A 21,494-nucleotide genomic window follows, 5' to 3' on the forward strand; every position below is an offset into this window, starting at 1 on the left:
CCGTCGTCCCGGCGCACCTGGCTACCAGTCCCGGACGGAGTCCACACCGGAGTTGAGGCTGTCGCGGGCGTCTGCCAGGACGAGGCCGTGAAGTGCCTCGGCCTCGTTCACGATGTGGTCGAGGGCGTCGAAGAGCTCTTCGCGCTCGACGGTCTCGATGAAGCCCGACCGGAGGTCCAGCTCGTTGAACGCCTCACCGTAGGCACGCCCGATCTCTTCCATGCGTGCCGAGTGGACGTCCGCCGCTTCGTCGGCGAACACGTGGAGGATCGCCTTCCGTGTCGTCCGGTACTGGGTGACGGCCCTCCTGTAGGTGGAGGCGCTGATCTGTTCGCGGCCGTCCCAGTCACGCAAGGGATTGCTGCGATTCTCCTCGACCCATCCGGGCTCGCGGGGTTGGAGGATCGACACGTAGGTGCCTGCCGGGATCTCGCGCCGCCAGGTGCTGCCCATGGCCGAGGCGTACGCGGAGGGGACGCTGTACAGGTCCAGCGACTCCAGCTCGGGAACGCACCGCGGTTGAAGACCGTCCTCCCCCGTCATCCCGAACAGGTCGACGATGTCGATGCGCCGGAGACCACGCAGCCGGTTCAGCTCGCCCGCGCCGGAGAGCACCCCCAGGCGTCCGTACAGCCGCAGCCGTGCCACCTCGGGGAAGCGCTGGACGAGCCGACCGCAGTCGAGGGAGTCGATGTCCCTGATCGTCAGCTGCGTGACCTCGGGTCTCGGAGCGGTCGACCGGCTGAGGAGTTCATTGACCGTCTCTCCGGTGTACTCCGCATTCCAGGCGACGACCGGGTCTTCGCTGACGCCGTTGTCCCACCGCCGCTGCCGGGCGAGTTGGTCCCCCAGGTGCCATCCGGAGGTGTAGCAGTTCGCCGGCCCGTCGTGGAGCAGGGCAAGCACTCCGACGACCTTGTGGCTCCGGGGCAGGACCCATTCCTGGTTGCAGAAGGACAGGCCTCCGTTCCACGCGTGGTGGGTGAGCCTGAGCGGGGCGACGTCGCCCAGGTCGTCCAGGGACGACGGTTCGGGACCGGACCAGTTCAGCTCGAGCACGGCCGCCGTCTGCGCATCGGCATCGAGCCGGACGATCTGCGCGGCCGTCCACTCACCCAGGTGCTGTGAAGGAGCGGCGACCACATCACCGACGGCAAGCGGCCTCGGCGGCGCGGCGTGCTTCCGAATGGACATGACCCGATCGTAGTAGCGGCTTGCCGCGCACCATCTGCCTGCTGTACGCCCCAACGTCAAAGGCCCCCGGGTGATCCCGGGGGCCTCTGGTCTGCTGTGCACTCGGCAGGATTCGAACCTGCAACCTTCTGATCCGTAGTCAGATGCTCTATCCGTTGAGCTACGAGTGCTTGTGCTTCCCGGCGTTTTCTTGCCGGTCGGCGTTGCGGGAACAACATTACATGACCTGCGCCGTGAGGTGAAATCCATTAGCCGCACCCGGCGTGAGCTGCGGAAACGCCCCAGCGGAGGGTCAGGAAGGGGCCCGGGAACGGCAGAAGCCCCGGCCGAGTGGCCGGGGCTTCCGGGGAGCGGAGGCGGAGGGATTTGAACCCTCGATGGACGGTAAAGCCCAAACCGCATTAGCAGTGCGGCGCCATAGACCGGACTAGGCGACGCCTCCAGGTGTCCCCGCGCGAGCGGGTGCACGCAGATGATGACACAGCCCACTGGGCTGGGACCAATCGCTGACCAGATTACTAGGCCGCCCATGGGCAGGGCAAAGGCGTTGCGGCGGGTGTGGCCGCGGCGCGCCCACGATCGGGTGGGTTGCCGGGCCGCGGTGGGGGCGGGGCGGTAGGGACGAGGCATGCGAATGGCTCGGATGTCCCTGACCGCCGTGCTCGCGCTCGGCCTGTCGCTGACCGCGGCCGTGCCGGCCGTCGCCTGCCCGCCGGACCGGTCGGGGGACCGGCTGACGGTGATCGTGGACGACGGGAACGGCGGCCTGTCTTCGTACGACCTGCGCTGCGGCCCGGGCGGCGGCTCGGGGACGCACCCCGACGCGCGGGGGGCCTGTACGCGGCTGCGGCGGCTGGGCGGCCCGGTGGGGCCGGCCCCGGAGGGCACGCTGTGCACGATGATCTACAGCGGCCCGCAGCGGGCGCGGGTGCGCGGCACCTGGGACGGCCGCCCGGTGGACGACCGCTACGACCGCACGAACGGCTGCGAGGCCGACCGCTGGCGGCGGATGGCCCCGGTGCTCCCGGCGACGCCAGGCGTGTCGCCCGGCGGCGGCACAGCACCGTCACCGAACCACCACGTCGCGGCGGGCGGGCGTGACGGAGACCACATCGAAGCCGGGCAACGGTGAACCATACCCGTACGTACGGGACATGGGCATCCGGAGCCTCCCGTCCAACGGCTGCCCGTACACTCGCTCTAGTGACATGCCTCCCGGTCGGCGGCAAGATGGGCCGTCACCGGTAGAAGCCCCTCAGTGGGTGGTGGCGCGGCGGCAAATGCGGTTTCCAGGAGGGACGCGTCTCGTGAGCAGCAGGCCATCCCGAGGCGCTGCTCGCCTCGCGGCAATACTCGACGCGCTCCCGGACGCGTTGCTGCTGGTCAATGCCAACGGCACCGTCGTCAACGCGAATTCCATCGCCCTGGAGACCTTCGAGTCGCCCGGGACGGCGCTGGTGGGCCGCGGTCTGCTGGATCTGCTGCCGACCTTCGACGCGCGCCGTATCCCCGGCTCCATGCGCCCCGACGAGGACGACGCGGGCCGTACGAAACCCACCCGGATGATCGCCCGCCGGACCGACGGCAGTGAAATTCCGGTGGAGGTCACGAGCGCCAACCTCGACGACGCGCGCACACCCTTCGCGGAGACCTACAGCTACACCGGCGACGAGCTGCTGATGCTGGTCGTCCGCGATCTGACCGGCACCCTGGACACCGAGGCCGAACTCGCCCGTCAGCAGCGCCAGACCGAGATGATCCTCCGCGCGGCGAGCGAGGGCGTGATCGGCGTCGACACCGACGGCAAGATCGTCCTGGTGAATCCCTCGGCCGCGCAGATCCTGGGCTTCCGCGCCACCGACCTCGGCGGCCAGGAGATGCACCCCCTGGTCCACCACTCCCGCCCGGACGGCACGCCGCTGCCGTACGAGGAGACCCCGCTCGCCGGCACCCTGCGCTCGGGGCTGAAGCACCGCGCGCGGGGCCAGGTGCTGTGGCGCAAGGACGGGCGCTCGGTGCCGGTGGACCTGATCACGGCGCCGGTGCGGGAGGGCGACCAGCTCGTCGGCGCGGTGATGACCTTCACCGACCGCTCGCGCTTCGACGCCGTCGCCGCCCGCAACGAGCAGTTGCGGTCGCTGCTCGCCGACACGCTGCGCGGCCCGCTGGACGAGCTGCGCGGCGAGCTCGCCGGGCTGGCCAACGACCCGGCCGGGCAGCTGTGGCCGGAGGCCAACCAGATCCTGCACCACCTGACGGCGGGCTACGCGCGGATCACCACGCTGATCGACAGCGTGCTCACCTTCCAGCGGCTGGACCGCGGCGAGGACAAGCTCCAGCGCGAGACCACGTCCATGGACAAGGTCGTCGCGTCCGGCGTCGAGGCGGCCATCGAGCTGATCGGCCCCGGCCGGGCCCAGTACGCGGTGCATGCCCCGCCGATCGAGGCGACGGTGGACCCCGAGCGCATGTCGCAGGCGCTGTCGCACCTGATCGCGGACGTGGCGGGGGTGGACGCGGCCGGCAACGTGCCGGTCGTGGCGAACAGCGGCGACTCGACGATCGTGGTCGCGGCGGCGCAGCGCGGCGACTCCGTGCGCATCGAGGTGCGCGGGCCGCACGCCGGCGCCAACCCGGTGCACCTGCCGATCGCGCGCGGCATCGTCGAGCGCCACGGCGGGGTGCTGCAGACGCACGACGTGCCCGGGCAGGGCAGTGCGTACGTGGTCGAGGTGCCGGTGGGCACGGCCCGCGGCAAGGCGGCGGCGAACGAGCCCAAGCGGGAGTCCGAGACGACCGTCATGCCGGTGCCGACGGAACCGGCGCGCGGGACCGCGCAGGCGGCTCCCGCCCTCCCGGCGGTGGACCCCCCGGCCCTGGCACCGCCGCGGCCGGCCGGTGCCACCGCGCTGCCCGCGCTGCCGCCCGCGGGCGGTTCCGTGCCGGCGCTGCCCGCCGTGCCCAGCACGGACTCCCCGACGCCGACCGGCCGCCGCCGGGCGCTGCGGCGTCCCGACGCGGAGCCGGCGCAGGAGGCCCGTCCCGTCGCGATCCCCGTCCCGGCCCAGGCGCCACAGATCCCGGCGCCGCAGATCCCGGTCCCGCAGGTCCCGGCTCCGCAGATCCCCGCGCCGCAGATTCCCGCCGCCGCGCCCGTCCCGCAGATCCCCGTCCCGGCGCCCGCGCCCCTGGCCCCCGCGCCGGTGCCGGTGCCGCCCCAGCAGGTGCCACAGCAGGTCCAGCAGCAGGTCGCGGAGCAGCCCACGGGCCGCCGGGCCCGGCGCGCCGCGGCTCCCGCCCCGCAGCAGCCGCAGCCCGATCTGCTTCCCGCCCTTCCGCCCGCCCCGTCCCCGGCACCGAACGCGAACGGCAACGGGAACGGAACCCCTGCCCCCGAGTGGCCGGAGGCCGTGGGCTCGGCGCCCCGGTCGCGCGGGATCATCGAGAGCACCCCGCGGCCGTCCGCCATCGTCGACCCGCGCCGGCTGCCCGCCCCCACCCCGGCACCCGCCCCGGTCCTGCTGCCGGCGCCCGAGCCGACACCGGCCCCGGCGCCCGAACCCCCCGCGCCGGTGATCCCGGAGCAGGCGCAGCGCAGCCCCGAGCCGCCCGCCCCGCAGCCGGAACCGCCGGCCCCCGCCCCCGCCCTGGTCCAGCCGCCGGTGCAGCCCCAGTCGTCGACGACCCAGGGCCGCGCCATCAGCGTGCGCACCCTCGGCCAGGGCGTGCCCTTCGCCCAGCAGATCAGCGAGCAGACCGCGCAGCCGGTGACGCCGACCGGCCGCCGGCGCAAGCTGGCCAACCCCGGTGACACCGACGCCCGCGGCGCGACCCCCGCGGCGCCGGCAGCGACGCCCGCGCCCGCAGCCGTGCCGTCCCCGAACGGCCAGAGCGCCCCGAAGGGCGCGGACACCCCCGGCCGCGCGTACGCCATAGGCGCCCCCACGGAGGACACCGAGGGCCCCGAACCGCTCGACGGCCCGAACGGCGCGGTCGACGTCACCGACGAGGGGCCCCACGAGCCGGAGGCCGCGTTCGACGAGCCGCGCCGCCTGCTGGTGTGGCCGGAGCCCGACGTCTCGACCCACCAGGCGCTGACCGACCGCGGCTACCGGCCGGTCATCGTGCGCTCCCGCGAGGAGGTCGACGCGCAGGTCGCCGAGCCGCCCGCCGCGCTCTTCGTGGACCCGCTCACCGGGCCCATCACCCGTACCGCGCTCCAGTCGCTGCGCCAGGCCGCCGCCCAGGCGGAGGTGCCGGTGCTGGTCACCGCGGGCCTGGGCCAGGCGACCCGGGAGGCCGCGTACGGCGCGGACCCGGCGGTGCTGCTGAAGGCGCTCGCGCCGCGCGACAGCGACCAGCACCCGCCGCGCGTGCTGCTGATCGAGGAGCACCTGCCGATCGCCCAGGCCTTCGCCGGCACGCTGGAGCGGCGCGGCATGCAGGTGGCGCACGCGTCCTCGGAGGCCGACGCGATGAACCTGGCCGGGCAGTTCCACCCGAACCTGGTGGTCATGGACCTCATGCTGGTGCGCCGGCGGCGGCAGGGCATCGTCGACTGGCTGCACGCCAACGGGCGCATGGAGCGCACTCCGCTGGTCGTCTACACCGCCGTGGACATCGACCCTGCGGAGCTGCCGCGCCTGGCCTCCGGCGAGACGGTGCTCTTCCTCGCGGAGCGCTCCACGACCACGGACGTTCAGTCCCGCATCGTCGACCTGCTCGGCAAGATCGGTTCCTGACGGCCCGTACGCACAAGGCGGCCCCCGGGGGGATTCCCGGGGGCCGCCTCGTGTGCGGGGTCCGTCAGCCGAGCCGGGTGACGTCCAGCTCGCCGCTCGCGTACTGCCGTCGCAGCACCTTCTTGTCGAACTTGCCGACCGAGGTCTTCGGCACGGCCGAGATGACCGCCCACCGCTCCGGCAGCTGCCAGCGCGCGATGTGCTCGCCGAGGAAGTCGCGCAGTTCCTCGTAGCCGATCCGGAAGCCGTCCTTGAGCACGACGGTGGCCAGCGGGCGCTCGCCCCACCGGTCGTCGGGGACCGCGACGACGGCCGCCTCCGCGACGGCGGGGTGCGCCATGAGCGCGTTCTCCAGCTCGACGGAGGAGATCCACTCGCCGCCGGACTTGATGACGTCCTTGGCGCGGTCGGTGAGGGTCAGGTAGCCGTCGTGGGTGATCGTGCCGACGTCACCGGTGCGCAGCCAGCCGTCCTCGCTGAACTTGTCCTCGGGGCGCATCGGTTCGGCCCCGGCGCCGCCGTAGTACGCCGCGGCGACCCACGGCCCGCGCACCTCCAGCTCGCCCGCGGACTCCCCGTCCCAGGCCAGGACCTCCCCGGAGGGGCCGACCAGGCGCGCCTCGACGGAGGCGGGGAAGCGGCCCTGGGTGATGCGGTACGGCCACTCCTCCTCCTCGGTGAGGCCGGCCGGCGGGTGGGCCATGGTGCCCAGCGGGGAGGTCTCGGTCATGCCCCAGGCGTGGCGGAGCCGCACGCCCAGCTTGTCGTACGCCTCCATGAGGGAGGGCGGGCAGGCGGAGCCGCCGATGGTGACCTGCCGCATGCAGCTGATGTCGCGCGGGTTGGCGGCGAGTTCGGCCAGCAGGCCCTGCCAGATGGTGGGTACGGCGGCCGCGTGGGTGGGGCGCTCGGCGGCGATCATCTCGGCGAGCGGGCCGGGCTGCAGGAAACGGTCGGGCATCAGCATGTTGATGCCCGTCATGAAGGTGGCGTGCGGCAGGCCCCAGGCGTTGACGTGGAACTGCGGCACGACGACCAGGGTGGTGTCGCGGTCGGTCAGGCCCATCGACTCGGTCATGTTGACCTGCATGGAGTGCAGGTAGATCGAGCGGTGCGAGAACAGGACGCCCTTGGGGTCGCCGGTGGTGCCGGAGGTGTAGCACATGGCCGCGGCCGAACGCTCGTCCAGCTCCGGCCAATCGTAGGTGTCGGGACGGCCCTCGAGGAGGGACTCGTACGTGTGCAGGGCGGGGCGGCAGCCCTCCAGGGGCGCGGTGTCGCCGGGGCCGACCACCACGACGTGCTCGACCGACTCCATCGCCGGGAGCAGCGGGGCCAGCAGCGGGATCAGGGTGCCGTTGACGAGGACGACGCGGTCCGCGGCGTGGTTGGCGATGAAGACCAACTGGTCCGCGGGCAGGCGCAGGTTGAGCGTGTGCAGGATCGCGCCCATGGAGGGGATGGCGAGGTAGGCCTCGACATGCTCGGCGTTGTTCCACATCAAAGTGGCGACCCGGTCGTCGCGTTCCACCCCGAGCTCGTCGCGCAGGGCCCGGGCCAGGCGGGCGGCGCGTGCTCCTATCTCGGCGAACGAGCGGCGGTGCGGTTCGCCCTCGCCGGTCCAGGTGGTGACCTGCGACCTGCCGTGCACGGCCGTGCCGTGGGTCAGGATCCGTGAGACCAGCAAGGGCACGTCCTGCATTGTGCTCAGCACCGGGCGCCTCCTCGTCGAAGCGGCTACGCAAAGGTAGGTGGGTGCTGTGATTCTGGTGTCATACCGCTCGGTATGTCACTACCCCGGGAACAATTCGGGGTCCTCGCGCAGCTTGCCCAACGCCCGGGAGACGGCGCTCTTGACGGTGCCGACCGAGACGCCCAGCGCCTCGGCGGTCTGGGCCTCGCTCATGTCCTCGTAGTACCGCAGCACGACCATGGCCCGCTGACGTGCCGGGAGACGGGATATCGCGCGCAGCACGGAGTCGCGCTGGGCCTGCTGCTCGGCCTCGTCGGGGCCTGTCAGGGCCGCCGGGCCGTACGGCTCGGGCACTTCGTCGGTGGCGTACTCCTCGACGCGGCGCTTGCGCCACTGGGAGGTACGGGTGTTGACCAGCGTGCGGCGGACGTAGCCGTCGACCGCCCGGTGGTCGTCGATCCGCTCCCACGCCAGGTAGGTCTTGACCAGGGCGGTCTGCAGCAGGTCCTCGGCGTCGCTCGGGTTGGCGGTGAGCGAACGCGCGGTCCGCAGCAGCGCCGGGCCCTTGGCCCGCACGTAGCTGGTGAACTGTGCCTGCGAGGCGCTGGTGCACACGGGCGTGGTCATGGCTCCACGCTAGGAGCGCGGGCCCGGCCCGGGGATCCGCCAAAGGTGCCGAAGCGGGGTCACCCTGAAGTCGTACGAGGGGGGTGTGCCCCACCTCCGCAGGGCGGAGAACGGCCCGGCCGCCCCTACGGGGTCACCCGCAGGGGCGGCCGCGCGCGTCGTGCGCGTGGCGTCAGTTGACGACGGCCACGGGACCGTCCAGGCGGTTGCGGTCGATCGACAGCCGCTTGCCGCCGTGCTTCTCGCGGACGGCGCCCGAGTACTGGTGGATCCGACCGCCGTTCCAGGCGTCGTCGCTGAGCACCGGTTCGCTGCGCACCGCCGGCCTGCCCTTCCAGCGGGCGAACCAGACGGCCTCGGGCAGGTCGTCGACGCCCTGCTGGCGGGCCCGCTCGATGTGCCGGATGCCGGACTCGGAGCTGCTGTACAGGCCGGGCAGGTAGCCGTTGTCGCTGACCTGGCGGTCCCAGGCCCGGATGAAGTCCAGGGTCTGGTCGGCGCAGCGGGACTTGCCGGCGTGGTACGCCTCCATGTCGAGGTAGAGCGCGCTGCCGGGTTCGAAGCCGAGGTCGGCCGCGCTCTGGACCGCGTCATAGCCCTCGCTCTCGCCCTGGCCCCAGGCGTTGTCCGGGTCGATGCGGTAGTTGCGCAGGTGCTTGCCGCGCACACAGGGCGACTGCGAGCCGACGTAGATCGGCATGATGCGCCAGCCCATCCTGTGCACGGACTGGACCCAGTCGCGATTGAGGTTGCGCTGGCTGCAGGCGCGGGCGCGGCCGCCGAAGTACACGCCGATGGCGCGGTACTTGGACTTCAGCCAGGCGCGCATGGTGGCCAGGGACGGGGCGCGGCAGGTGTCGAAGCCGTAGCCCTTGAAGTTGCGCCGCTCGGGCGTGGCGCCGTCCTCGGTCTCCTCGCCGCCGTAGGCGTCGTACGGCATGAGCAGTCCGGACAGGTCCGGGCCGAGGTCGTACCCGCTCAGTGGGTCGCCGGGATCCGTGTCGCCGCGCGGCGCCATGGCCGACGCCGGAACGGGCGCGAGCGCGGCGGGGCGGGCAGCGGCGAGCCGGGGGACGGCGCCTGCCGCGGAGACCGGTCCGGTCACCAGACAGGCGAGCGCCAGCCCGACGATCGCCGCAAATCGGATGATCGGCTTGTGTTCGTGCATGGGTCGAGTGAAAGGGCGCGAGGGCCCGCCGGAGGGTTCGCCACGCCCGGGAGTCAGCCGGACGCAGCAACGCGGACGTCGTGATCTTCGACGGTTCCGCGGGGCCGCCGGGCCGGTCCGCGGCGCCGCGGGGCGACCCGGTGACGGGGTCCTCTGCACCCGCCCTGAGCAGCGCGTTCCGTACGCCGGGCCTCTGATCGGCGCGACTGCCCCGGCCTCCGCGCAGTCCGTTCGCGCCGCCGTGCACCGCGTGCGGTCCGGCCGCCCGGGCTGGCCGCCGCGGGGGTTCACCGGTAGATGCCGACCCGGCTCCTCACCCCCGCTCCGGCCGGTACGGTGTCGAGGAGGGGCGCGCCGGGGGCAAGGCGCCGCCGCACTGTCCACAGGCTGTGGACGCACAAACGCGACTGCGCGACGGCAGTGAGGTTGCCGTCGCGCAGTCGCCCCTTGTCAGCGAGCCCCAGGGGCCCCGGTCACCACAGCGGACCGAAGTGGATGTTCACGTTCGACTGGTGGATCTCGGTGAACGCCGAGCCGACCACGCTGGCGTTGTTGTTCTGGTTGGACGCGCCTGCCCCGGTGGCGGCCTGCTGCGTCGTGGTCACGCTCCCGAAGTTGTCACGTCCCACGCTGCCACCGCTGTTGCTCACCACGGTCGCGTTGGAACCACCGCCCGACAGGGCGCCGTTGTCGGCCACTGCCGTCCCGGCGAACAGTGCCGCGGCCAGCGGCAGCGAGGCCATAGCGGCCAGGACTCGGGCGGTACGGGTGCTTGCCATGTCTTTCCCTCCAGAGGACTGGATACGGGGGTGTGCGGGGCGGTTGGCCGACCGCTCCGCCGACTGTGCGACGTCGCCGCAACCAGAGTTGCCCAGCACCCGGGCCGCCAACCAGGCCCTCCGGCCCATTTCGCTCGCAAGCGTGACGATCTGTCGACAAACCTCCAAGGTCACCTCAATTCACCGGATCGGCCGTACGCCGGGGCACACCGCCCAGGCGCGGCAGGCGGCAAAACGTTCAGGCACGGCTTTCGGCCAACCTGCGACCGGGCCCGGGTCCGCGGGTTCCGCGAGTGCTGCCGTTGGGGCGGATAGCGCGCCACGGGGCGTGGCGCGCCGGGGAGCCGGCCACCGGTCTCCATAGGCTCGTCCGGCGATCGTGGATCGACCCGCTCCGCCGCACGGCTTCCCGTAGGGAGAGATGTGTGACTCGGCCCCGTTCCGCCGCGGCCCGGCTCGCCGCCGGCCTGGCGCTCGTCCTCGTCTGGCTCGCAGGATGCGGCCACGGCCTCCCCGCTCCCAGTCCGCAGGACGGCCCCGCCTCACCGGCCGCCGCGGGGCCGCGCCTCCAGGATCCGCCCGAACTGGTGAGCCACGACGGGCTCCTGCGGACCACCGTCGTCGTGGAGCGGCGCAAGGTCCGGGTCGGCGACCGCCGGCTGTGGGCGACCACCTACAACGGCATGTACATGCCCCCCACGCTGCGCGTGCGGCCCGGCGACACCATCGACCTGACCCTCATCAACAAGGTCGACGAGGACACCAACCTGCACGTCCACGGGCTGCACGTCTCGCCGCGCAGCCCGTCGGACGACATCTTCGTCGCCATCAAGTACGGGGCCTCGTACCACTACACCTACCGGCTGCCGCGCGGTATCACCCCCGGCACGTACTGGTACCACTCCCACGCCGACATGATGTCCGCCGCCCAGGTCGCCGGCGGCGAGTCCGGCGTCATCGTCGTCGACGGCCTGCGGCAGTACCTGCCCGCGTCCCTGCGCGGCATCACCGAGCACGTCGTCGCGCTCAAGGACTTCCAGGTCGAGGGCGACGCCATCAGGACCCACCCGCTGAGCATCGGCGCCGCCACCAACCGCACCGTGAACGGCCAGGCGAACCCCGTCATCGGCATCCGGCCCGGCGAGACCCAGCTGTGGCGGCTGGCCAACATCGGCGCCAACATCTACTACAAGCTGCACCTGCCCGGGCACCGCTTCCACGTGATCGCCCAGGACGGCTACCCCGTCCGGCGCGTGTGGTCGGCGGACTCCCTGGTCGTCGCCGCCGGGGCCCGCTACGACGTCCTGGTCCAGGGCGGCTCCCCCGGCACCACGCGCCTGGAGACCCTGCCGTACGACACCGGCAAGGCCGGGAACCAGTTCCCCCGCGCCGACCTCGCCACCCTCGTCACCGCCGGGACCCCCGTCCGGCCGGCCGCGATCCCGGGCGCCTTCGCCCCGAACGAGGACCTGTCGAAGGCCAGGATCGCCGACCGCAAGACCGTGGTCTTCACGGAGAACGCGGCGGGCACCGTCTTCTACGTCAACGGGCGCGTCTACGACGTGAAGCGCAACGACTTCACCTCCGTGCTCGGCACCGTCGAGGAGTGGACGGTGCGCAACGACAGCGACGAGGAGCACTCGTTCCACGTCCACACCAACCAGTTCCAGCTGATGAGCACCAACGGCAGGCCGCACCCGGCGTCCCGCCGCTGGTTCGACACGGTGAACGTGCCCGCCCGCGGCCAGGTCGTCCTGCGGATCCCGTTCCGGGACTTCACCGGGCGAACCGTCCTGCACTGCCACATCCTGAACCATGAGGACATGGGCATGATGGCCGTCCTCGACATCGTCCGTCCCACCGGCCGGAGCCGGGACGAGACGCGGGGCAAGTAGTGCCCGGCCCCGGCTCCGGCGGGAAGGACGACCACGTGGCACCCGGCGACCCGGCCCCGCCGATCGGCGAGGCGGAAGCGGCGATGGTCGACGCCCTCTTCACCCAGTCGCCGGTGGGCCTGCACCTGCTCGACACCGATCTGCGCGTGGTGCGGATCAACACCGCGACCAGTGCCATGCGGGGCGTGACGCCCGAGTCCCTGATCGGCCACCGCTTCGCCGACGCCTACGACATCATCGACGGCGACCGGCACGAGGCGGCGGTCCGCGCGGTGCTGGAGACCGGCGTGCCGCTGCGCGAGCGCCTGGTGCGGGCGCGCCGCAAGGGCGGCACGGCGCCGCCCGGGTACTACGCGATGTCGGTGTTCCGCCTCGACAACCCCAGGGGCGAGGTGCTGGGGCTCGCCCTGTCGGTCGTCGACGTCACCCCCCGGGAACGGGCGCTCGAACGGCTGCGGGTCCTGGACATGGTCCGCGACAGGGTGGGCCGCACGATGGACTCCGTGGTGACCTGCGACGAACTGGTCGGCACCCTGGTCCCGGGCTACGCCGAGGGGGCCGTGGTGGAACTGGTGGACGCCGTGCTCCGCGGCGACGACCCCCCGCTCTCCCCGCTCCCCAAGGGCGTGCCCCTGCTGCGGGCCGCCTTCCGCAACAGCCGCGGGCCCGACCAGCCGCAGGCGCACCCGGTGGGCGCCGTGCTCAGCCTGCCCGGGCCGACCCCCTTCACGCAGGCGCTGTCCGACCTGCGGCCCCGGGTGATCGCCCTGGACGCCGATCCGCCGTGGATGTCCACCGACCCGGTCCGGGCGGAGGCGATCCTCGCGTCCGGGGCGTGCTCGCTCATGGTCGTCCCGCTGGCCCTGCGCGGCAGCATTCTCGGCCTCGTCAGCCTCTACCGCGGCCGGTACCTGGAGCCGTACGACGAGGACGACATCGAACTCGCCCTCCAGCTGGCCGACCACACCGCCCTGTGCATCGACAACGGACGGCGCTTCACCCGCGAGCACACGATCGCCTCCACCGTCCAGCGCCACCTGATGCCGCACCGCCCGGCCTCGCACACCGCCCTGGAGACGGCGTACGTACCGACCGCCACGAACGGCGCCGGTTCCTGGTACGACACCATCCCGCTGTCCGGCGCGCGCACCGCCATGGTCATCGGCAACGTCGCCGGGCACGGCATCCACGCCACCGCGACCATGGGCCAGCTCCGCACCGTCATCCGCTCGCTGGCCGCCTTCGAACAGCCCCCGGACGAGCTCCTCGCCCGCCTCAACGACACCGCGACGCTGCTGGCCGCCGAGCGGGCGTCCCTGCCGACCGGCGACCCGCTGCACCGCGAGGCACTGACCGCCGCGTGCGTGTACGCCGTCTACGACCCGCTGACCCGGATGTGCACCATCGCCCGCTCCGGCCATCTCGCCCCGGTCGTCGTGCGCCCGGACGGCACCGCCGAGATCCCCGACATCCCGGCCGGGCCGCCGCTGGGCGTCACCAGCGGCGCGCCGTTCACCACCAGCGACATCGTGCTGGAGGAGGGCAGCATTCTGGCCCTGTCCAGCTCACCCGTCGTTGCCGCCCATCTCGCCGGCCACCCCGGGCTGCTCGGCCGCCGGCCGGAGACGGGGAGCCCGGACACGGGCAGGCACACCGGCCGGCCCCTCGCGGACCTCTGCGACGACCTCCTGTACTCCCTCCCCGAGGGCCTGGCCGGCCGGGCCGGGGCCCTGCTGCTCACCCGCACCCGGCCCTTCCCCGCCGACCGGGTCGCCTCCTGGCACCTCGAACCCGACCCCGCCGCCGTCTCCGCCGCGCGCCACCACGCCGGCGAGCAGCTCGCGGCCTGGGGCATCGAGGGCGACATCGTCTTCAACACCGAGCTGATCGTGAGCGAGCTCGTCACCAACGCCATCCGCCACGGCGCACCACCGCTCGCCCTGCGCCTCATCAACGACCGCACCCTCACCTGCGAGGTCCGCGACGCCGGCCCCGCCGCCCCGCGCCTGCGCCACGCCCGCACCGTCGACGAGGGCGGCCGCGGTCTGTTCATCACCGCCCAGCTCGCCCAGGCCTGGGGCACCCGCTACGACGCCGACGGCAAGACGATCTGGACGGAGCAGTCCCTGCCGCCCGGCCGCCCGTCCTGACCGGCGCGAGGGAGGTCCCAGCGCCTGTCGGTGACGAACCCTTCGGGTGTCAGTGGCCGCGGCCAGGGTCCGCCGCATGACCGTCATCTCAGTTCCCGATCCCGAGGATCCCAGGTCCGACAAGCCCATCGCCGTCCCGGAAACCCTGGCTGACCTGCAACGTTCGTACGACGAGGCGCGGGAGGCGATCCGCGTGCATCAGCAGGGCACGCAACGCCCGGTGCTGGAGTGGGACCAGGGCACAAGGGCCGAGAGCGACCGGCTGATGGACGTGTGGCGGGCGGTCGCCGCGGAACTCCGGGCAGGGATCGAGGAGTCCGGGCTCGAGTCGGAGTTCGGCGCCCACAAGGTGGCGCGTGCGGTACGAAAGGCGGCGTACGGCCCGGACTACGCCGGCAAGTAGCCCACGACCGCGACGGGTTGGCGGCGCGCGGCCCGGTACCCCGGGCCGCCTGCCGGACGGCGAAAGAGTCGTCGCGAGGTACGGTCAGAACCAGTGCAGGCAGTGCGGGGGGCGCTCGGCGCGGAAGAGGGCGTCGGCAAGGGTGGCCGCACCGGGGCGGTGGGCCCGAAGGTGCCCGCGGCGCACGAGGGTGCTCGGGGAGGTGCCGCCGAGGTAGACCGAGCCCAAGTGGCACATGTCCATGGACAGGTCGGGCTCCTGGTCCGTGGGGACGCAGTCGGCCTTGCCGTCCCGGACGGTCAGCAGGTACCGGCCGTGCTCGCCGAGGAACGGGTCGTCGACATCAAGGACGAGCTCGCCGTCCGTGAACCAGCCGCGCGCGGTCAGTGCACGCGGGACGTCCAGCAACCGCACCCAGAGCCAGTCGGTGTGGGTTGCCTGGCCGGCCCGGAAATCCACAAACTGCCAGCGCAACGGGTGATCGGGCGTGACGTGCTTGAACACGACCTCAGTGACCAGGTCGTGGCCGAGCACGAACCGAGCCAGGGCCGTGAAGGCGGTGTCGGTGGTGGCGACGGTCTCGTCGACCGTCAAGGTGTCGGACTCGCTGAGGGAGTAGCTGGCGTACCCGTCCGGGACGCCGTCGGTGTCGCGGTGGACGGCAACGTGGCGCGGTGCCGGGGCGACAGGGGGCTGCCCCGCGCCCAGGGTCCACCAGCGGTGCGGCCGGGACAGCGCACCGGGCTGTGCGCGGCGGTACCGGTCGTAGATCTCTTCCAGGATCTCGCCGCACTCGGCTCGCCGCAGCAGCTCGACTGAGCCGGTCGCCGTGACATCGGCCGATCCGCGCGCAGGCGGTACGGCGAGGGCGGCCTTGTGGCGCGGCACTGTCAGCCGCCCCGTGTAGGTCGCCGGTCCGTAGCCGAACCTGCCGTAGATCGGGGCTTCGGAGGCCAGCAGTACGGACAGGAACTCCCCTCGGTCCCGAAGCTCTGTGAGCTGATGCCGCATCATGGCGCTGAGGACGCCTTGGCGTCGGTGTGAGGGCAGCACACCGACGGCGCTCACCCCTGCGGCCGGGACGATGACCTCACCGGGCAGGGTGAGCTCGAAGGAGTACGCACCCGCGGTCCCGACGGGCCGCCCGTCCGCCGTCGTGGCCAGCAGGTTGCGGTCCATTTCGAGCGCCGCCCACCAGACTCCGCCGCCGTCCTCCGTCGGGGTTTCCGGGAAGCGGCCGAACGCGGCATGGAGTGTGTCGACGAAAACGTCGCGGTCCTGGTCGGTCGTGGGACGGATCTTCATTGCTGCCGCTGCCTCCCCGGGATGCCGGCACCACGCTCATGGCGCCCGCCACAGTGCAACGTCGAGCCGTGGGTGGGTCAAGCGAATTAGGGCCGCCCGCAGCCGATGACGGCAACAGTGGGCGGCGGTCCGGCCGTCCGGACAGCAACGAGCCCCCGACCAGAACCGTTGGTCGGGGGCCGTTCACGGGCGGAGAGTGTGGGATTTGAACCCACGGTGACATCGCTGCCACGACGGTTTTCAAGACCGTTCCCTTAGGCCGCTCGGGCAACTCTCCCCGCGCCGCGTGCCCCGGAGGTGGGGCGTCGGCGCGGGGACAGCCTAACGGGTCGGGTCAGCTGCTGCTGTCGCCCTTGCGCTCGCCGAGGGTGAGGGTGGCGGTGCGGGTCCGGCCGTCGCGGGTGTAGGTGACGTCGACCTTCTCGCCCGGCTGGTGCTGCCAGATCTCGCCGATGAGGGTGGGGGAGGAGTCGACCACGGTGTCGTCGAACTTCGTGATGACGTCGCCGGAGCGCAGTCCGGCCTTCTCGGCGGGGCCGCCCGCGGTGACCGCGCTGGGACCGGTGGCGATCTTGGCGCCCTCGCCGTTGTAGCTGGAGTCGACGCTCACACCGATGACCGGGTAGATCGGCTGGCCGGTCTTGATCAGGTCCTCCGCGACACGGCGGGCCTGGTCGATCGGGATCGCGAAGCCCAGGCCGACGCTGCCCGCCTGGGAGGTGCCGTCGTTGCTGCCGGTCGACTGGATCGCGGAGTTGATGCCGATGACGGCGCCCTCGGAGTTGAGGAGGGGGCCGCCGGAGTTGCCGGGGTTGATGGAGGCGTCGGTCTGTATGGCGCTCATGTAGGACGCGTTGGAGCCTTCGCCGTCGCTGGAGGCGATGGGGCGGTGCAGCGCGCTGACGATGCCGGTGGTGACGGTGCCGGAGAGGCCGAACGGGGCGCCGATGGCGATGGTCGAGTCGCCGACCGCGACCTTCTCGGAGTCGCCGACGGCGAGCGGGGTGAGCTGGTCGGGGCTGACCCCCGTGAGCTTGATGACGGCGACGTCGTAGCCCTGGGCGCGGCCGACGACCTCGGCGTCGTACTTCTTGCCGTTGGAGAACGTGGCGGTGAGCTTGCCGCCGTCCGCCGCGGGGGCGACCACGTGGTTGTTGGTGAGGATGTGGCCTTCCTTGTCGTAGACGAAGCCGGTGCCGGTGCCGCTCTCCTGGCTGCCGGAGGCCTCGATGGTGACGACGCTGGGAAGGGACTGCCGGGCGATGCCGGCGACGGAGTCGGCGGCCCGGCTGAGGTCCTTGGGGTTGCCCGCGACGGAGATCGTGGTGGACCCGCTGTCGTTGCGGTCGGCGGCCCAGAAGCCGATGCCGCCGCCGATGCCTCCGGCGACCAGCGCGGCGACGAGGACGGCCGCGATCAGTCCGCCGTTGCCGCGCTTGCGCGGCGCCTCGGGGGCCGCCGGAACGGGCGCGCCCCAGACCGGGCCGCCGGGGCCGCCGGGACCCGCGGGCGCGCCGAAGGGCTGGGTCGGCGGAACCGCGGGCGGCGCGGCCGGGTGCCCGGCGTACGGGCCGGCGTGCGGCGCCGCGTGGTGCGCGACGGCGTGCGGCGGGGCGGCGTGGTGGTGCGGGGCGGGGGCATGCGGGGCGGCGTGGTGCGGAGCCGCGTGGTGCGGGGCGGCATGCGGCGCCGGCGCGGGCTGCGCCGCCGGGGGCTGCGCGGGCGTCTGCGCGGGGGGCACAGCGGCCTCGGCCGGAGCCGCGCCGACAGGCTTCGCCTCCGGGGCCGCGGCCGGAGCCGCGTCGGCGGGGGGACCGTCGGGCGCCTCGGCCGCAGCGGGCGCCGGGGGAGCGGCGAGCGCGGCGGGCGCCGCAGGCGGCGCGGGCGCGGCCTGCGGCGGCGCGGGAGGTGCAGCGGGAGCGGCGGGCTCAGCGTCGACGGGCGGCTGCGCCGGCTGCGTTGCCGGGACCGGACCGACCTCGTTCTCGGTGCTCACGGCTGTATCTCCTCCGGGATATGCGTTGTATGCCGTGCGTACGGTTGCGGTCACGGAGACGTACGACGGCCGACAGGATGGGGTCAGCTTTGCCCACCGGTTGTCAGACCACCGTAAACAGTCGCGAGCGGCGTCCGTGGTACGACCGGGCGGATGGCACGATAGCCCGGTGACCCAAGACCGCGCGATCCAGGTCGTCGCCCATCGCGGTGCCTCCGAGGATGTCCCGGAGCACACACTCGCCGCGTACCGGAAGGCGATCGAGGACGGCGCGGACGCCCTGGAGTGCGACGTGCGTCTCACCGCCGACGGCGTGCTGGTCTGCGTCCACGACCGCCGGGTGAACCGCACCTCCAACGGGCGGGGCGCCGTCTCGGCCATGGAGCTCGCCGATCTGCGGGCGCTGGACTTCGGGTCGTGGAAGGGGCAGCACACCGACGCCGAGGTGCCGGACCGCTTCGACGCCGACCAGGACGAGGCGAGCCGGGTGCTGACCCTGGAGCGGCTGCTGGAGCTGATCGCGGACACCGGCCGGCGGATCGAGCTCGCGGTGGAGACCAAGCACCCGACCCGCTGGGCGGGCCAGGTCGAGGACCGGCTGCTGCACCTGCTGGACCGTTTCGGCATGCTGCGCCCGCCGGCCGACGAGCCGCCGCGGGTGCGGGTGATGAGCTTCTCCTCCCGTTCGCTGCGCCGGGTCCGGCTGGCCGCGCCCGAGCTGCCGACCGTCTTCCTCATGCAGTACGTGCTGCCCCGGCACCGCGACGGCCGACTGCCGGCGGGGGTGGGGATCGCGGGGCCGAGCATCCGCATCCTGCGGTCGCATCCGGGATACGTGGAGCGGCTGCACCGGGCCGGGCACCGCGTGCACGTGTGGACGGTCAACGAGCCGGAGGACGTCGAACTGTGCGCGCGGCTCGGCGTCGAGGCCGTCATCACCAATCGTCCCAAGCAGGTGCTGGCCCAACTCGGCCGCTAGGCAAGGGCGGTGGAGCCCACCGCTCCGTTCGGGTCCTCGCGGGTTCCTGAACTCGGCGCGCACCGGCGCGTTCGGTGCCCGTTCGATCGCTGTCTGTGCACCAAGAGATCGCTGTTGGCCGGTTTCCGGCGTGAAACGAGAGGGCATCCATCCGGTGGCGTGGGGTGAAGGAGGTCTCGGGGGTGGCGTTGGTGGTGGCCCAGGAGGTGCCGACGTCCTCGACCATGGCCCTGCCGCATGGTCCGACGGGTGTCGCCGAGGCGCGGCGCAGGCTGCGCAAGGAACTGTGTGCGTACGAGGTTCCGGAGCCGGTCGTGGACGACGCGGTGCTGATCCTCTCGGAGTTGCTCAGCAACTCCTGCCGGCACGCCCGTCCGCTGGGCGAGGACGAGCCTTCGGCGGCCGGCGGCAGCGGTATCCGCGCCGCGTGGCGCATCGACGAGGACGGGCTGCTGACGGTCGAGGTGACCGACGGCGGCGGTCCGACCCGCCCGCTTCCGGCCAGTCCCTCGCTCACCGCGCGCGGCGGCCGGGGACTGGGCATCGTCCGCAGTCTGTCGCTGCGCTGGGGGGTGCGGGACGCGCCCGGCGAGGTCACGGTCTGGGCGATGCTCGCGGTGCGCAGCCGGCACGCGCGGCGCGACGGCCTGGCGCCGCAGATCGACATCCCGGTCGGATTCGCGGACGCCTTCGAGGACCTTCCCTGACAACGGTCCGACCCCGCCGCGGCCCCCGGCCGAGCGGCTCCGGACCCCGCCCCGGTCGCGACCTCCGCTGACGGAAGGGCACGTGGCGCTAGGCTCACGGCCGGAACACCGCCGTTACCGGGAGAGATCGAGCCATGGCGAAGAAGCGCCCGACGAACACGAAGGCCCCCGCCCGCCCCGCGCAGCTCGCCGACGGGGAGATCCCCGTCGTCGGTGCCCGGGAGCCCTGCCCCTGCGGTTCCGGGCGGCGCTACAAGGCCTGCCACGGACGGGAGGCGTCGCACGCGGTGGCGGAGCTGGTGCGGCGGCCGTTCGAGGGACTGCCGGGCGAGTGCGACTGGGTGGCGCTCCGCGAGCTGGTGCCCGCGGCGACGGCGGAGCTGAAGCTGAAGGACGGGCTGCCCGAGGGCGTGCCCATGGTGACGCTGGCGACCGTACTGCCCATGGCCTGGCCGGGGTTGCGCCGGGACACCGGCCAGGTGCTGCTGGGCCTGCAGAACGAGACGGCCTCCGGGGACATCAGCCGTGACCTCGCGGAGACGCTGCTGCGCGCGCTGACGGCGGAGCCGGGCCACCCGGTGGACGGGATCCGGCCGGCGCCGTCCGGGCCGCGGCTGCAGGACGTGCTGGACCTGGACGCGCCGTTCGAGCCGGTGGTGCACACCGGGTTCGAGTTCTGGCTGGAGAACGCGGACGCCGCCACCGGCGAGGTCGCCGCCTCTCTGGAGCGGGCGAACGCGGCCGTGATCCCGACCGTGCGGCTGACCGGCGTGGACGCCGCGTACTGGTGCCAGACCCCGGAGAAGAACCACCTGCGCTGGGTCATGCCGCACCCGGAGGAGCGGCTGCTGGACGCGCTCGCGCGGCTGCACGCGGCCGGTGTCTCGTCGCTGGGCGAGGGCACGCGGCTGGTCGGCTCGTTCCGGGCGCACGGTCTGGTGGTCCCGGTGTGGGACCTGCCGGTGGGCGTGACCGCGGAGGAAGTGGAGAAGCCGGCGGCGGCGTTCGGCGAGCGGCTGGCCGAGGTGCTGGAGCTGGACACCCCGCTGACGGCGGACGAGCGCCGGGCGCGCAGCGGCCTCACGAACCGGCAGATCACGCTGAGTTGACACTCAGTGACAGCAGTGTGACAGTGTGAAGATCGTCGTGGTGATCCTGGTCACAGCCACCCCGTTCAGGGGTGAAACAGGGGCCGGAACCCGCGCACCCGGATTTGCGTTCGGGCGAAGTCTTGTTACCGTTTGAACAGTCCGGTCGCTGGTGCATCCCCCGTCGCCAGCGACCGGACGTTTCATTGTGCGGACCCGGTGCGCAGCAGCGGACGTTCCGCGTTCTCCACGGCGATCTCCGCCACCGCCATGTACGGCTCCGCACCCTCGGGCACCGGCACCGTCCGCTCCCTCGGCGTCTCGCAACTCCCGCTGCCCAGTGCCGCGTCGATGGCACAGCGTGCCTGTACCGAACGGCCGTCGGGGAGCAGCAGGGTCAGCACGCCGTCCAGCCGCTTGCCCGTGGTGTTGTCCCAGTACGTGCGCGCCCAGGTGTCGCCCTCGGCGGCGACGGTGCAGGTCTGCGCCCGCAGCCCTTGCGGGGACACGGACTTCGGACCGCAGGATGCGGTCTGGCGTTCGGTTTCGGCCGACTTGGAGAGCCCGTCCAGCAGTTCGGAACCGCTGGACAGCAACCCGCCCTCGCTGTCGGCGGACACCGGTTCGACGGGGACGAAGGAGCCCGTGCCGGCGGCGGCCGGGACGATGAGTGCGGCCGCCGCGACGACACAGACGAGGGCCAGCATCCGAAGGTTCGACGCGCGCATCATGCGCCGAACATAGCGGGAAAAAAGGGCGCTATACCCC

The 21,494-nt window shown here is 72.9% G+C and carries 16 protein-coding genes and 3 tRNA genes; 8 read left to right on the forward strand and 11 right to left on the reverse strand.

Annotated elements, in window-relative coordinates; genetic code table 11:
- Nucleotides 1–21: 21 nt before the first annotated feature.
- From ABZ883_RS09550 to ABZ883_RS09560, 3 genes are all read right to left on the reverse strand, one after another.
- Nucleotides 22–1,194: a hypothetical protein gene (locus ABZ883_RS09550; RefSeq protein WP_360904252.1), complete on the reverse strand. Its 1,173-nt coding sequence runs from the start codon at nucleotides 1,192–1,194 to the stop codon at nucleotides 22–24.
- Nucleotides 1,195–1,291: 97 nt separating this feature from the next.
- Nucleotides 1,292–1,364: transfer RNA gene (locus ABZ883_RS09555), tRNA-Arg, on the reverse strand.
- A gap of 181 nt (nucleotides 1,365–1,545) precedes the next feature.
- Nucleotides 1,546–1,636, reverse strand: a tRNA-Ser gene (locus ABZ883_RS09560).
- Nucleotides 1,637–1,837: 201 nt separating this feature from the next.
- Between ABZ883_RS09560 and ABZ883_RS09565 the strand changes: the two genes are divergently transcribed.
- Both ABZ883_RS09565 and ABZ883_RS09570 read left to right on the forward strand, forming a co-directional pair.
- Complete coding sequence (locus tag ABZ883_RS09565) at nucleotides 1,838–2,326, forward strand: SSI family serine proteinase inhibitor (protein ID WP_360904255.1); 489 nt, start codon at nucleotides 1,838–1,840, stop codon at nucleotides 2,324–2,326.
- Nucleotides 2,327–2,501: 175 nt separating this feature from the next.
- Nucleotides 2,502–5,936 (forward strand): PAS domain-containing protein, encoded by a 3,435-nt coding sequence (locus ABZ883_RS09570; protein ID WP_360904258.1) that lies wholly within the window; start codon nucleotides 2,502–2,504, stop codon nucleotides 5,934–5,936.
- Between the two features lie 64 nt (nucleotides 5,937–6,000).
- Here ABZ883_RS09570 and ABZ883_RS09575 read toward each other — a convergent pair whose 3' ends face one another.
- The 4 genes from ABZ883_RS09575 to ABZ883_RS09590 form a co-directional block, all read right to left on the reverse strand.
- A complete protein-coding gene (locus tag ABZ883_RS09575) occupies nucleotides 6,001–7,650 on the reverse strand; it encodes a long-chain fatty acid--CoA ligase (RefSeq protein WP_360904261.1) in 1,650 nt (549 codons plus the stop codon).
- 78 nt (nucleotides 7,651–7,728) lie between these two features.
- Nucleotides 7,729–8,256: a SigE family RNA polymerase sigma factor gene (locus ABZ883_RS09580; protein ID WP_360904264.1), complete on the reverse strand. Its 528-nt coding sequence runs from the start codon at nucleotides 8,254–8,256 to the stop codon at nucleotides 7,729–7,731.
- 172 nt (nucleotides 8,257–8,428) lie between these two features.
- The gene (locus ABZ883_RS09585; protein WP_360904267.1) at nucleotides 8,429–9,424 is read right to left on the reverse strand and encodes a DUF1906 domain-containing protein; all 996 of its coding nucleotides are present in this window, start codon (nucleotides 9,422–9,424) and stop codon (nucleotides 8,429–8,431) included.
- A gap of 473 nt (nucleotides 9,425–9,897) precedes the next feature.
- Nucleotides 9,898–10,203, reverse strand: coding sequence for a hypothetical protein (locus tag ABZ883_RS09590; RefSeq protein ID WP_319663772.1), 306 nt, complete (start codon nucleotides 10,201–10,203; stop codon nucleotides 9,898–9,900).
- Between the two features lie 425 nt (nucleotides 10,204–10,628).
- On the opposite strand from ABZ883_RS09590, the gene ABZ883_RS09595 reads away from it, so the two are divergent.
- The 3 genes from ABZ883_RS09595 to ABZ883_RS09605 all read left to right on the forward strand — a co-directional run bounded on the left by ABZ883_RS09595 (nucleotide 10,629) and on the right by ABZ883_RS09605 (nucleotide 14,651).
- Nucleotides 10,629–12,098, forward strand: coding sequence for a multicopper oxidase family protein (locus ABZ883_RS09595; protein ID WP_360904271.1), 1,470 nt, complete (start codon nucleotides 10,629–10,631; stop codon nucleotides 12,096–12,098).
- A 35-nt stretch (nucleotides 12,099–12,133) separates the two neighbouring features.
- On the forward strand, nucleotides 12,134–14,248 hold the full coding sequence (locus ABZ883_RS09600; protein WP_360904274.1) for a SpoIIE family protein phosphatase: 2,115 nt from the start codon (nucleotides 12,134–12,136) through the stop codon (nucleotides 14,246–14,248).
- A 76-nt stretch (nucleotides 14,249–14,324) separates the two neighbouring features.
- Nucleotides 14,325–14,651 (forward strand): hypothetical protein, encoded by a 327-nt coding sequence (locus ABZ883_RS09605; RefSeq protein WP_360904277.1) that lies wholly within the window; start codon nucleotides 14,325–14,327, stop codon nucleotides 14,649–14,651.
- A gap of 84 nt (nucleotides 14,652–14,735) precedes the next feature.
- On the opposite strand, the gene ABZ883_RS09610 is transcribed toward ABZ883_RS09605, so the two are convergent.
- The 3 genes from ABZ883_RS09610 to ABZ883_RS09620 form a co-directional block, all read right to left on the reverse strand.
- Entirely contained in the window at nucleotides 14,736–15,956 is a 1,221-nt protein-coding gene (locus ABZ883_RS09610) for a GNAT family N-acetyltransferase (protein WP_360904280.1), read from the reverse strand.
- Between the two features lie 190 nt (nucleotides 15,957–16,146).
- Nucleotides 16,147–16,233, reverse strand: a tRNA-Ser gene (locus ABZ883_RS09615).
- A 57-nt stretch (nucleotides 16,234–16,290) separates the two neighbouring features.
- On the reverse strand, nucleotides 16,291–17,952 hold the full coding sequence (locus ABZ883_RS09620) for a trypsin-like peptidase domain-containing protein (protein ID WP_360904283.1): 1,662 nt from the start codon (nucleotides 17,950–17,952) through the stop codon (nucleotides 16,291–16,293).
- A gap of 169 nt (nucleotides 17,953–18,121) precedes the next feature.
- Between ABZ883_RS09620 and ABZ883_RS09625 the strand changes: the two genes are divergently transcribed.
- The 3 genes from ABZ883_RS09625 (at nucleotide 18,122) to ABZ883_RS09635 (ending at nucleotide 20,747) form a co-directional block, all read left to right on the forward strand.
- Entirely contained in the window at nucleotides 18,122–18,931 is an 810-nt protein-coding gene (locus ABZ883_RS09625) for a glycerophosphodiester phosphodiesterase (RefSeq protein WP_360904286.1), read from the forward strand.
- Between the two features lie 182 nt (nucleotides 18,932–19,113).
- Nucleotides 19,114–19,638: an ATP-binding protein gene (locus tag ABZ883_RS09630; protein WP_360904289.1), complete on the forward strand. Its 525-nt coding sequence runs from the start codon at nucleotides 19,114–19,116 to the stop codon at nucleotides 19,636–19,638.
- Nucleotides 19,639–19,772: 134 nt separating this feature from the next.
- Nucleotides 19,773–20,747 carry a DUF5926 family protein gene (locus tag ABZ883_RS09635; protein WP_360904292.1) on the forward strand — a complete coding sequence of 325 codons (975 nt, stop codon included), beginning with the start codon at nucleotides 19,773–19,775 and terminating at the stop codon, nucleotides 20,745–20,747.
- A gap of 182 nt (nucleotides 20,748–20,929) precedes the next feature.
- Here ABZ883_RS09635 and ABZ883_RS09640 read toward each other — a convergent pair whose 3' ends face one another.
- Nucleotides 20,930–21,457, reverse strand: coding sequence for a hypothetical protein (locus ABZ883_RS09640; RefSeq protein WP_360904295.1), 528 nt, complete (start codon nucleotides 21,455–21,457; stop codon nucleotides 20,930–20,932).
- Nucleotides 21,458–21,494: the final 37 nt, after the last annotated feature.

Source organism: Streptomyces sp. NPDC046977, assembly GCF_040644455.1.
Classification (GTDB): domain Bacteria; phylum Actinomycetota; class Actinomycetes; order Streptomycetales; family Streptomycetaceae; genus Actinacidiphila.